Source organism: Frankia sp. RB5 (assembly GCF_059816245.1).
Genome location: NZ_JCBATA010000109.1, coordinates 1 through 12959, shown reverse-complemented (window position 1 = coordinate 12959; position 12959 = coordinate 1). Strand labels below are relative to the sequence as shown.

Sequence of the window (12959 nt, the reverse complement as noted above, 5' to 3'; positions counted from 1 at the left end):
CCAGGCGCGCGGCCATCGCCTCGAACTTCCCAGCCCCCTCAACTGACACACCCCGACCCTACCGGCGTGATCACAGAACATCGCCAACATCCAAACAAGAAAACCAAGTTATTTAATTACGAATACTTACGGTCTACTATACTCGCTAGCCAGGTCGCCACTGCGGCAGGGGCGACTGTTTCCTGGGGTGACGGAGAGATCGCGGGTCGCGCTATCAGGCGAGCTACAAACAGGTCTGAAGATTCTTGGTGGCCACGCCGCCAAGAATTCTCAAACTTCATCGTGAGAGGAGTGGTGCGCCTTGGCGGGTAACTTGCCTAGGCTCGGTGAAGTACTACACTCGTCCTTGGCGGTTTCTGTCTCTTTGGCACTGGAAAGCTACTTCGCCGAAAAGGACGCCTCGGCGGCGGTTGTGTGGTTGTGCATTTCTTTGGTAGTCGCCTCGGCCATAGGGCTGCGACGTTTCGCGCGCAGGAAGAGTTGCCGTCGCGGGACGCTGGACGATCGAAGGTCTGACGGATCAAGCTGAGACATCCTACCCCTCTCAGCCACCCCTATCTAACCTTCAAAGGTTCGCCAGATGTCGGTTCTCCCATGCAGCGGGATTTCTCGCCTTTCTAGAAACAGAATAGATGGTGCCGCCAATATCGAATGTCAGAGTGCAACAGCGCGCCAGCCATACCCTTTCAACGTCGAGACAGAAGCCGTCTACCACAAAGATCTTGATGAACTCGAGAACATGGTCCGGACGGACTTCGTCAAATGTATATAGATCGAGCAGCATCCGAGCCGCACCCGACTGCACTAGATACCACACCAGTAGCGTGCAGCCGTCCACTCTTTCGATTTCAATGTCAACTGGATCTTCACTTTTCGTCGGATACCGCCAATCAATTCGGACGTCCACGGGAAGAACTTCTTTAAGATGAGCAACGAAGCTTGGATCTGTCATCGCCATGGCCCATGGAGGAGATCGATATGATGCTTTCCCACCTTTGCCCTGAAAACAGTTCGAGCACTTTTGTAACCTGTGTATCTTTTCATACCTAAAGCACTGCAGCCCAAAGCCGCACGTTTGCCGTTAAAGAGGCCCGGCTTGACTCCTGGCATCGTATACTTGTCGGCAAACAATCTGCTCTCAGCGCCGACCAGACGGGAGCGGTAGGCCGCCTCACCCACTCGACTAGCCTTCAGGAGTCGGTCACCTTTATAGGCCCGAACGGCCCAGGCCGCCTCTCCAACACCAGGAAGGAAGCCAACCGCAGTAAGTGCAATATCAACCTTGTGGTGCGCAACGACATGCCGGGGCTTCTTCCACGAGCTGTTGCCGTCGAGGTCGAGGGTGTTGTAGGGGTCCTGGTGGGCGTAGTCGTAGGGGTTGTCGGAGCCGCCGGGTTCGGGGTCGGTCTGGAGGAACCGGCCAAGGGACGGCTCGTAGAGGCGGACGCCCATGAGGGTGCGGCCGGAGATGGTGTCGCGGCTGCCTTGTTTGGCGCCGAGCCAGCCGTAGCGGGGGTTCCGCGAGCTGCCCGCCGGCGGATACGGATCCGTCGTCGTACGACCGAAAAGATCATAGGCGTACCCCGAGTTGGAGAGCCGGTCCGCCTGATCATAGGAGAAGGAATATACCGCCGGGGTCGTCGACGTGGAGCAGGAACCGGCGTCGCTGCCTCCGGCGTCGGGGTAGCTCGACAGGGCCGTCCGGTTGGAATCGGCGTCGTAGGCGTAGATCCGGGTGGTGCACGACGCCGGGCCGCCGTAGCTGACCGTGTCGGTGACCGCGGTCAGCCGCCCGGACAGGTCATAGCCGAGGAACTTCGACGATGCCGGCGTGGAATCGATCCTGACCTGCCCAAACTGCGAGTTGGTCTGCGCGAACGCCAGCCACGGCGTCCCACCTGAACCGCGCCGGGCTCGGGGGACTCGACCGTTTGAGAGGATCGAATCGCCCCGGTCCCCTTGTAGGACCGGGGCGATTCAGGCTACCCGGACTCACCCTCTACCGCGGTCGACATCCTCTCAGCGGTCGAATGCTGGGCCTCCATCTCGCCAGCCATTCCACATCGGGATATTCTCATTTTCTGTCTCGCCTGGATACTTTCAAGAATAGACGATCAACGAAGGCATCTACATCAATTATCGCCTCCTCCCGGAGCCTTGTACGTGAGTATTCATCACGCCTCATCGCCCATAGGTAACGGGCATCGAAGACTGGATTGTACGGAACAGATTCCGGCCGTCGAGTTTTCACCAGCGAAGGCAGATTACGCGCGTCCCGCATTGACATATCGGAGACTATTCGATAATGCCATGTCACGGATGCGCACGCTATCACGAAGGCGCATGCGAATAGAGTCGGCCCGATCAAACCCTGAGGATCTTCACTCACAAGCATGGGGATAAGGACCAGAGGGAGACCACAGGATCCGACTATCAGTCGGCGGCGAAACCGCAGGGTCGCAAAGTTGAGCGGCAGCGCGAGTATCACTCCTCCCACCACGACCGCAGCTGTCAACATCCCTCACCACCAGGGGCTTCTGGTTTTGTAGCCGCCGCCCCCATAGTAGGAGGTAAGATTCCCTGCAACCGCCATATGAAGGTTGGCGGAAGACTGGTAGATCCTCCGCTGGGCCACCGATGATATACCTGGCCGGCGCCAAGCATGAACTCCTGATGCAACTGCCCTCTCATACCTGCCAGTAGCTCGTCTGATAGCACGACCTGCTATCTTTCCGCCACCCCAGGAAACAGCCGCCCCTGCGGCAGTCCCTGCGGCCGCCCGCCATTGGCCATTTACTGCGTAACCGGCGGACTGCACGGCAGCACAGGCGGTCCCGGCATATCCCGGCATCCAGTTCGTACAGCGCGTTATCCATTTGTTGTTACTGACCCACCTGCCGGCCTTCTTGACTTTCTTCCACCAGCTGTTTCCGTCGAGGTCGAAGGTGTTGTAGGGGTCTTGGTGGGCGTAGTCGTAGGGGTTGTCGGAGCCGCCGGGTTCGGGGTCGGTCTGCAGGAAACGGCCGAGGCTGGGGTCGTAGAGGCGGACGCCCATCAGGGTGAGGCCGGAGAGGGTGTCCCGGGAGCGTTGCTTCGCGCCGAGCCAGCCGTAGCGGGGGTAGGCGGAGGAGGGGAAGTAGGGGCTGCCGAACTCGGTCGACTCCGCGTAGCTCCCCGGGGAGGTGGCCGACGTGTTGTCGTCGACGGTGGCGACGACGTCGCCGTGAAGGTTGGCGAGTTGCAGGGTGACCGCGCCGCTGTCGGTCTGGGTCGCGGCCAGATCACCACCGATGCCGGTGATGTTGCGGGTCCAGGCGGAACCGACACCAATCCACGCCGGGCTGTCCCCCGACGAGGTCGCGTAGTGGTTGACGCTGGTCGTCGACCCGTCGGTCCACGAACGGATACGCCGCGCCGGATCCAACGCGTAGGTCCGCGTCGACGAACCGACCGTCTCCGAGGCAACCAGATCGTTCACGTAATAGCCCAGGCTCGCCGAGCTGCCCGCCGGCGGATACGGATCCGTCGTCGTACGCCCGAAAAGATCATAGGCGTACCCCGAGTTGGAGAGCCGATCCGCCTGATCATAGGAGAAGGAATATACCGCCGGGGTCGTCGACGTGGAGCAGGATCCGGCGTCGCTGCCCCCGCCGTCGGGGTAGCTCGACAGGCCCGTCCGATTGGAATCGGCGTCGTAGGCGTAGATCCGGGTCGTGCACGACGCCGGACCGCCGTAGCTGACCGTGTCGGTGACCGCGGTCATCCGCCCGGACAGGTCATAGCCGACGAACTTCGACGACGCCGGCGTGGAATCGATCCTGACCTGGCCATTCTCCGAGTTGGTCTGGGCGAACGCCAGCCACGGCGTCCCGCCCTTGGCGTAGGACAGCGTGGTCGGTTCGCCGTTGTCGTCGTAGCGGGTCGCCGCGACCAGGCCGTTCGGATACGTCTGCGACGTGACCTTCCCATCGGCGTTGTAGCTCGCCGTGAATGTCGACGGAGCCGAACCGGCGCCGACGTTCAGGCTGGTGACCAGGCCGCGGTGCTCACCGGTCGTGCCGTCATAGGTGTAGGTGTAGGTGCCCTTGCCGTCCCCGGAGGTCGAGATCCGGCCGTCGATGTCGTAGGTGGTGGAGGAGGAGTTGCCGTCGGCGTCGGTCTGCGAGGTCACCCGGCCCCACGAGTCATAGCCCGTCGTCAGCGTGATGCTGTTCGCGGTCGTCGTGGTCGGAAGCCCGGTCGGCCCGTCGAAGCCGAACGTCGCCGTCGGCAGTGCCGTGCCGCCGTCGGCGGCCGGGCTCGCGGCGATGGCCTCCGAGGTCTTCCGGCCGGCACTGTCGTAGGTGGAGGTGGTGGTCCGGGTGGTCGAGTTGACGGTCTCGACCTCGGTCAGCGTCTCGTTCAGGTTGTTGTAGGTGTAGGTCGACACCGGCAGCGGGCTGCCGGAGGATGGCTGCGCCGCCGGGCCGGACGTGCACGCCAGACCCGTCCACGAGGCGTTCACGCAGGCGCCGGAACCGGTCGCCGTGTAGTAGGAGGTGACGGTGGTGAACGCGTCGGTGCCGGCGCTGTTCGCCTTCGGCTGGCGGGACTCCACCGTGTTGCCCGCCGCGTTGTAGTAGGTGGTGCGCACGATGTCCGGCGTCGAACCACCGCCCATCCACGTGGCGACCGTCGTGGGTTTACGCAGGTTCCACCCGGAGGTGGCGGCGTCCGCGCCGGTCTTCGCCTCGTAGCCGTTGACCGTCTTGCGCGCGTCGACGTCCGAGCCGTCCGAACGGCGGGCCGTCGTGGTCACCGTCGTCGGCAGCCGGTAGGGCGTCGGCGAGGACGGCGCGCCCTGGTCGTAGTCAGTGTGGACATGTTCGCGGGCCGAGTAGCGGGCCCCGCCGTTGTCGAAGATCTGATGCGTCGGACCGTAGGTGTCGGCGACCGACACTCCGTCGGCGGTGTAGACGGTCTGCTCGTCGAGGAGCTGGGAGCGGCTCGCCGACGTCGTCAGCGCCGCCACCGTCGGATCCGTGTCCGCGGTCGGCGCCAGCGCCTGGTTGCGGTTCTCCGCGCTCAGGGTGCGGATCGTGTTGCCGGCCGCGTTGTGCTCGGTGGTGGTGATCTGCCAGGCGCCGTTGCCGTAGGAGGCGCTGTTCACCTGACGGCCGTCGGAGTTCAGGTAGGTCAGGTCCGCGTACGGCCAGTCCGACGACGACGGTGACGCCGCGGGCACATGGTCGGCGGGGAACACCCCGGCGCCGTACAGCGGCAGGTCTGTCTGCGCCCAGCCCGAGGCCGCGCCTGCGGACAGGTCGATCGGCGCACCCGAACCCGACACCGGCACGTCATAGGCGATGGTCTGCGTCGCCGTCGACCCCGCCGGTGTCGGCCGGGACACGGTCGCGATCCGCCCCGAGCCGTCATAGGCCAGGGTCCAGGCCGCCTGCCCGGGTGGAGTGAGGGTGGCGAGCCGGCTCGCCGCGTCGTAGGTGTAAGTGGTGGCGAGGTTCGTCCGGGGGTCCTTCGCCGACCGCAGCCGGCCGTTGGCGTCGTAGGCGTAGGCGGCGACCGTCACGGGGGCCGCGCCGTTGAGGGCGAGGGCGACCGCGCTGAGCCGGCCGGTGTAGTCACCCCACGTCGCCGGATCGGTGCCGGTCCCGGTCGCGGTGGTCGACGACGCGTAGGTCAACGCCAACGCCCGGCAGCCCGCGGCCAGCGTCGTGCACGACACCCCGGCCGGCACCGGCGCGAGGATCCGCGTCACCCGACCGGAGGAGTCCGTGGTGTACGTCGAGGTCGTGTTCGACCCCGGCTCCACGACCTGACCCACATGCCAGACGGTGGCCCCGCTCACGGCCTGGGACACGAAGACGGTCTTCGTCCCGTCCACATCGAGGTGGGTGAACTGGGTCGCGGAGTCCTTCGTCAGGGTGCTGCCGTCGACGGCGGCGTCACCGACGCCGGTGTAGGCGTACGGGTAGGAGCCGCTGCCGGCGCGGGCATACACGTCCTGCACGCCGGTCTCGTCGGTCAGGGTGACGTAGCCGCCGGAGTCGGTGTTGTCGGTGAGGGTCCGGTCGGCGGCGCCGGCGTCCGGGCCGGGCATGCTCGCCGTCCACCCCGGGCCGAAGATGGTCGACGCGCTGGCGGGGGTCGGCGCGAGCGTGGTGAACGTCCGCCCGACCGTGAGGTCGCCGGTGTAGGCCGGCAGGGTCGCGTCCGTCGCGGACACCGCGTAGTCACCGGTGAGCAGCGCGACCGAGCCGGGGCCGACCTGCTGGGTGGCCTCGGCGTCGGCGAACGCGTGCCGCGCGTACTGGACGGTGTGCGCGGGCGCGCAGCTCACCGTGTTCGACGCGTCCCGGAAGCAGGCCTGGACCTGCAGTGGACCGTCGGTCGCCGAGGCCGTCAACGTCGTTGCCACATCCCACGTCAGCCTGTCGAACAGCCCGGAGCCGTTGCGGTTCATCGGCCAGGACGGATGCGTCGTCGTGCCGGCCAGCACCACGTCACCGGTCGGCAGATCGGTCCACGCGGCGCTGGTGTTCGTGCCCACGTGGTACTGGAACGTCACCTTCGTCTGGGCTGAGGGCGCCTGGCCCTCCAGCGTGGTGAAGCGCTGGACGCGGGCGCCCTCCGCCGGCCGGGCCAGAGCGCCGTTCCCGACGCCGAAGGCATAGGAGACGACCGGCGAGAGGTTGCCGGCCTTGTCCTTGGTGCGCAGGTAGAACGTGTGCAGACCGCCCCCCGGGGACAGCGACGCCGTGGTGGTGCCGGTCGTCTCGGTCGCCGGGGAGGGCTGGTCGAGACCGTAGAGGAACGACTGGGTGTCCCCGCCCGGCGAGGTCCAGGTGAACGTGCCCGACGTCGCCGAACCCCACCCGCCCGACGGCCAGACCGACGAGCTCACCGCGGTCGGCGCGGCGGGCGCGGTCGTGTCGACGGTGAGCGGGATCCACGATGACCAGGCCGTCGAGTAGTCGGTGCCGTCGAAGGCGCGCGCCCGCCACTCATACGACGTGCCATTCGTCAGCAGCCCAGACGGCACCGTCCAGTAGGCCGGGGAGTTCGACGGAGTGTTCGCCACCGACCCGCCGGTGATCTTCGTGGTGCCGGCCGAGTTCCACACCTCGAAGTCGACGCGGACCTGCCCGCCGTCGGGGTCGAACGAGGAGCCGGACAGCGTCGGGGTGGTGGTGTTCGTCAGCACCGTCGCCGGACTGCCACCGCACTGCGCCGAACACGGACTGGTGAACCGGCCCGCGACGGTACCGGGGTAGGAGTTGTAGGTGGTGGAGATGTGCGGGGCCAGGAAGGTGTCGCCGGAGTAGAAGTACTTGAACTGGTTGGCGTCCGACTCGCTGGGGGCGCGGATCGTCAGCGCCTCCGGCGACGGGGCGCCGTTGTGCGCCCAGGCGTCGACCAAGCCGGTGATATCGATGTTCGTGCCGCCGGAGCCCGTGCAGGAGCCGCCGTTGTTGAACGTGGCGTTACCCCAGGTGACGCCGTCGGCGGTGGGCTGACTGTTCCAGGTGGTACCCGGCCCCATCCCGCTGGCACCCTGCACGATCGTCGGCTCGACCGTGCAGGTCGCCGAGCCCGCCTGCCACAGGTTCAACACGGCCGAGGTGACATGCCGGTTCTTGATCGACGAGTCGTCGAAGCGCAGGAACGACCGGTTCACCGCCGCGCCGAGATAGTTCCCGACCCGAAGCTGGTCGCTCGTGTCGTAGTTCGTCGTCGGATTGGCGTTGTTAACGTCGGTGTCCAGGTTGTCCGCGAGAGTCGCGGCCGGATCGATCGTCACCGGGTACTGCCGGGCCGGGTCGGTGAGCCACGCCTTGTCCGGCTTGAGCGCCAGGGTCGGCGCTGCGGCGGTGCCCTCCAGCGCGGCATCGACGCCGTGGGAGTGGTCGGGGAGCTTGGCCTTCGGGTCGACGTGGGCGTCCCACATCAGCGGAGCCGGCGAACGCGCCGTCACCTTCCCGCCGGCGGACAGCCGCAGCTCGCCAGCGGTCGTCCGCTCCGCAGTGACGCCGCGCAGCCGCATCGGCAGCCGCAGCGCGGCCTGGGCGGCGGCGGGAGTGCGGGCGACGATCCGCACGTCATAACCGGTCGCGACAACCTTCACGACCAGGTCCGTGTCGGGTGACACGTCGGGGTAGGTCGCGGTGTCGCCCTTGAGCTCGGGTATCGGCAACGCCGTAGGCCAGCCGAAGGCGACCTCGCGACCGGCGTCGGTCAGCGTCGCCACATCGCCGGCCGCCTTGCCGCCGGCGGACAGGACGATGCCCGCCTTCGCGACCTTCGGCGTCACCTTGCCACCGGCCAGGACCAGCGTCGGATCGACGTCGGCCCAACCCTCGCCGCGACGCACCCGCCGGATGCCGGAGTAGGAGTCGACGGTGATCGTGCCGTCCGGATTGGCGAACGTCGACGTCGACTCGGAACGGGCGTCCGTCACCTCGATCCGCCGCTTCTCCGCATGCGCCGCCAGCTGCGCCGACACCAGATCAGGTCGCTCGGCCGGCCCGCTGGCGGCCGGGGGGTCCTGGCCCCCGGCGGCCGCCGTCGCGGCCCGGGCAGGACTTCGCCCGGCCGGAATGAACTCGACGATCGTCACCGCCAGAACCGCTGCCAGCAACAATCCGAGAAATCGGGTGAACGACCTGCCAGGACGCACGGGAGAAGCCCGCATCACACCAACTCCGATCCACCGCACACGAAGGGATCAGCCACACGGATAGCGGCGCGGCCACCGAGGGGAACGGCAGGCCGCGCGGATCACCGAAAATGACAGCGGCGGTGGGCGGCCGTACAGAAAAGGCCGCTCGAGTTGCTGGGCTGTAGCGATGCGCCGGGTGACGGCCGTCGAAGACACACACCCGGATTGACTACTTGCCGCGACAAGGATCTAGGATCCTTGCGGATTCTGTCAGCGTTCCGTGCGCGCGGCCGCAAGCAACCCGGCACGCGGAACTACTCCCCGCAATCTCTATGACCTGGGTCACACAAAATGGTGTTACCTCGACGAAACATGATCCTGATTGACGGCGCGAGAGGTAGAGCACTGATCGCTATGGGCAACAGAGACCGCTTCCTGCATAAGGGATGACAAGCCGCCCGGAGATATGCCACAGCGCTTCCCCGGGACAGCCAGCAAAGGGGATCCGAGGAACCGGCGCCGCTTCCGTCGCTGACCATTCCTGCCCTTCGCCGTCCGCGCGTTCACGGCGGACGGCGGATAGTGCCGCGAGATCGACGGGAATCACGCAGGTCATGGGCGGTGTACGGCCCGTTTCCTTGTCCTCGTCCTCTCGACTGCCCGCATTGACGGAACGCCCAGCACGATCCTTTCGATCTCACGAGGGAGGCACGCGGCATGAGCAGGCACCGGCGAGCTCCGGCCGTCCGCCCGCGTCATCGCGCACTCCCTTCCGAGGCGAACGCCTCCGGTCGCCACCGGCTCATCCGCCGACGGCGGCAGGGAGCGGGACGAGCCGCCCGGGTGAGCCGAGCCGGCCGGCGGTCCACCGTGGCCGGCGTGGTCGCCGCCATTCCGATGACGATCGTGCTCGCGCTCGGTTGCGTCGCGGCCGGCGTCGTGCCGCGCACCGCGACGGTGACAGGCGCGGGGGCTACGTCCACCGACAGACCGGCGGGAACGCTCGCGCATCCACCCACGCACGACTACGACGTCGACCTGCCCCCGCTCGTCCCCGCGGTCAGGCCGACCCCGTCCGGCGCTGCGGACGGCCAGCCGCCCTCCCCCACGCCGTCGGCGACCGCCGGTTCCCCAGGCGCAAGGCCGACCGCCGGCTCTCCTGGCGCGGGGGCGAACACCGGGAGTTCGCCGTCGGTGGTGCTGCGGGCCGCGGATCGGCAGATCCCCGGCCGGATGCTCCTCGCCTACCACCGGGCCGAGTCCCGCCTCAGCACCGAACGGCCGCGCTGTCATCTGCGCTGGCAGCTGCTCGCCGCCATCGGCCGGGTCGAGTCCGGCCACGCCCGCGGCCGCGCCGTCACCCCTGACGGCACCCTGACCAGCCGCATTCTCGGGCCCAAGCTCGACGGCCGCGACGGTTCGGGCGACGGCCGCGCCGACCCGAACAACCTCGACGACGCCACCCTCGCGGCCGGCAGCTACCTCTCCCACGGCGGCCGAGACCTCGCCGTCACCGCCGACCTGCACGCCGCGATCTACAGCTACCACCCGTCGGCGAGCTATCGGCGCGCCGTCCTCGCCTGGCCGGCCGGCTACACGACCTCGGGGGTCCTGTCCGGCCCGCCCCTCCTCGCGCCGCCGCAGCCGTCGGCCAACCCGCCCCTGACGCTGCCGACGCGCGACACTGTGCCGCACAGCACGCCGACGCCGTCCCCCTCCCCGTCGCACAGCGCTCCCGTCTCCGGCCCGGACCGCGACCCCGACGCCGAACCCGCCGCGGCGCCGGCACCCGCCGGCACGTCTCCGGCGCCGGCGCCGCGCCCGAGTCTCTCGCCCTCCCCGACTGCTCCGACGGGCTATCCCGCCGAGTCCCGGGCGTCGGGGACGCCACGCCCCCACATCGCCGCGTCGACCGCCGCCGACCCAGCCGCGTCCCCCGTGACAGCCACACCCTCCGAGCCCCTGCTCGTGATCAGCATGACCCCCACCGACGGCACCGGCTCCCCCCGTGGCCCGACCCCAGCCCCCTGACCGGACGGCACCCCGCCGCCCGGCAATCCGCACCGAATCGAGTCACCGATGGGACGCCCCACCCGCTACTCTCCCAGCTTCCGCACGCACGCCGTGGCCGAGGTCCGTCGCGTCCGGCCGCAGTATCCGTCGGAATGGGCGACGATCCAGACCGTCGCCGCCGCCCTCGCCGTCAGTGCCGAGACGCTGCGCCTCTGGCTCCGCCAGGCCGAGCCGACCGCCGAACGCGCCCGGGCGGCCGAGGTCCGCCGCCAGGAGGCGGAGATCCGCCGCCTCGCCCGCGACAACAGGCAGCTGAAACACGCGCTCGACCTCCTGCGCCGCACCGGCCCCGCCCCGCGTGACGCCGGGCCCGCGAAGCCCGGATCCCCTGTCGCGCCCACGCCCGCTGACCATCGCCCGGGCCTGTCACCGGCCCGACCTCGACAACTCCCTGACCGGCGAGACGCAGCCCGCCGGGGCCGCGGCACGGCTGACCTCCCCGAGCCGGCGATGTCGAAGGCAGCCGCTACAGTCCCCGACACCTGCTGTCTCACAGGAAAAGAGGCCTCGGTGGGCGCCCGGGACTCGATGCTGTGCCACGCCGAGAGCGGCGACGTTCGGCAGATCCTGCGATCCGTCCCCACCCTCGATCGCGACGCCACCCGGGCGCTGGTGGACGCCTCCACCCCGGCCGGCGCGTCGTCGAGATCGGCGACGGCACGCGGCCGCTTCCGCCCAACACCATCCCACCACCAGAGAACGTCACCCCGCCGCCTCCGCGACGGGTCCACGAAGTACAAACCGGAGATCAGCCAGCCTAAATTCGCCAGCTATGCGAACCAGGGATTGCATAACGGTGAAGAATGTTTCCAGGTACAGAAGTACAGAAACGCTCCAATTGCCTACCCACCCGACGGCCACGTCTACGTGGCCCGCCTCCCCGGCCTGACGGTTTTCTGCACCCAGGACGTCTCGCTGGATCTGCCCGTCGCGCCTCGGCCCCACATTCCGCGCCGAAGCCCGCAGACGCACGCTCCACCTGCACTCCATGCTCAGCTCCGTCGACTGGTTCGCCTACGCCATCGGGGACACCGACGGCGCACTACGCCGCGCGCTCAGCCTGTCCTCGGACGAGGGAATACTCGAGAACGCCGGCACCCCGCTCGACTTCGAGACGGACTACTGGGCCGGCAAGCACCCCGTCGAGATCGACCAGGCCGACCCCGACCCTTCGTACCCGCTGCCATTCCATCCCCTCGACCTGGCCGAAGATGCCCTCCGGGCCCTCTTCGGCTTCGTCTACGAGGACGACGACCCCGACCTCGACGAGATCACCCTCGCCGGCTACCGCATCGATCGGCCCTGATCGCGCGATCACCTCCCACTCATGGTCCGGCGCTGCACCACAGCGCGCGCCGAGGTATGCGATCGCGTGAACGCCTACTCCCGGCCCCAGAGCGCCGCTCCGCCACGGCACTTTTATGGTGGTTGAGCTTCACCTGACTTGGTTCGCGGATCTTGACACCCGCGGGGACTGCGGGCGCAACACCTGATAGCAGAGAGTCAGTAGTCGCCCGAGTACAGCAGGACATCCCGATAATCCTTCTTGGCGATGCTGAGGTAGCGCTGAACCTGTTCTAGATCACCTTGCCCGAGTTTCACAACGGCCCGGTGCACACGGTCTGGTTCAGGCTGCCACTCCCCGCCACCATACTGCCGCAGCATCTCCAAGACTTTAGGTACTTGCTCCTCAGGGAAAGCCTTACGTAAAAGCTCGACGGTGTCACTTGCGATTTCCATTTCCTAAGTATGAGACGTGAGGTCGGCGCAGGGTCAGTAAGTCTCACCGGGAGGCGAGGCCGGCGGACGGATCGCCGGGAAGAGCACCGTTGCGCAGTACGGCAGTTCCTGCCGTGTACCACGACCTCGGCGGTGACTGGCACACCCGCCGCCGCCGGAACCCGGAGAAACGAAAGAACACCCTCGTCGGCGAACTGGAAGAAGCTCGGCTACACCGTCACTATCGAACCCGCGGCCTGACCCCAAGCCCCCAGATCGACATTCCGTACGCGCGGACCAACCGGCACCGGGTCCCCGCGCGATCCCGCGCGCCCCGACCCAGCCCCTCCGTGGTCCGGTAATTCACTCCTCAGAGGTCACGCGGTGTCCATTCACGGGTGCGCGCTCCAGCACCCCCGGTTTTGATGTTGTTTTAGGCGGTGGTCAGGGCGGGCGCGGTGGCGCGGGGGGCGGGTAGCCAGGGCTGGCCTGCGAGGGCCATCTGGATGGC

Annotated in this window: 6 protein-coding genes and 1 pseudogene; 3 read left to right on the top strand and 4 right to left on the bottom strand. The window is 67.6% G+C overall.

Going from position 1 to position 12959, the window contains the following annotated elements:
- Positions 1–565: 565 nt before the first annotated feature.
- From AC6EXY_RS32370 to AC6EXY_RS32360, 3 genes are all read right to left on the bottom strand, one after another.
- Positions 566–952, bottom strand: a complete 387-nt coding sequence (locus AC6EXY_RS32370; RefSeq protein ID WP_499818908.1) for a hypothetical protein — start codon at positions 950–952, stop codon at positions 566–568.
- A complete protein-coding gene (locus AC6EXY_RS32365) occupies positions 949–1695 on the bottom strand; it encodes an RHS repeat-associated core domain-containing protein (protein ID WP_499842463.1) in 747 nt (248 codons plus the stop codon). The genes AC6EXY_RS32370 and AC6EXY_RS32365 overlap by 4 nt, the downstream gene beginning before the upstream one ends.
- Before the next feature lie 826 nt (positions 1696–2521).
- Entirely contained in the window at positions 2522–8614 is a 6093-nt protein-coding gene (locus tag AC6EXY_RS32360; RefSeq protein ID WP_499818909.1) for a DNRLRE domain-containing protein, read from the bottom strand.
- Positions 8615–9499: 885 nt separating this feature from the next.
- On the opposite strand from AC6EXY_RS32360, the gene AC6EXY_RS32355 reads away from it, so the two are divergent.
- The 3 genes and pseudogenes from AC6EXY_RS32355 (at position 9500) to AC6EXY_RS32345 (ending at position 12035) form a co-directional block, all read left to right on the top strand.
- On the top strand, positions 9500–10687 hold the full coding sequence (locus tag AC6EXY_RS32355; RefSeq protein ID WP_499818910.1) for a lysozyme family protein: 1188 nt from the start codon (positions 9500–9502) through the stop codon (positions 10685–10687).
- Positions 10688–10735: 48 nt separating this feature from the next.
- Positions 10736–10963 (top strand): annotated as a pseudogene (locus AC6EXY_RS32350) (transposase); the annotation flags it as partial.
- A 685-nt stretch (positions 10964–11648) separates the two neighbouring features.
- The gene (locus AC6EXY_RS32345) at positions 11649–12035 is read left to right on the top strand and encodes a DUF6928 family protein (RefSeq protein WP_499818913.1); all 387 of its coding nucleotides are present in this window, start codon (positions 11649–11651) and stop codon (positions 12033–12035) included.
- Between the two features lie 197 nt (positions 12036–12232).
- Here the strand turns inward: AC6EXY_RS32345 and AC6EXY_RS32340 are convergent, their stop codons facing one another.
- Complete coding sequence (locus AC6EXY_RS32340) at positions 12233–12469, bottom strand: hypothetical protein (RefSeq protein ID WP_499818911.1); 237 nt, start codon at positions 12467–12469, stop codon at positions 12233–12235.
- Between the last annotated feature and the right edge of the window lie 490 nt (positions 12470–12959).

Coding starts and splice junctions, on each gene's coding strand:
- AC6EXY_RS32370 (WP_499818908.1), bottom strand. CDS start 952: ATGACAGATCCAAGCTTCGTTGCTCATCTTAAAGAAGTTCTTCCCGTG.
- AC6EXY_RS32340 (WP_499818911.1), bottom strand. CDS start 12,469: ATGGAAATCGCAAGTGACACCGTCGAGCTTTTACGTAAGGCTTTCCCT.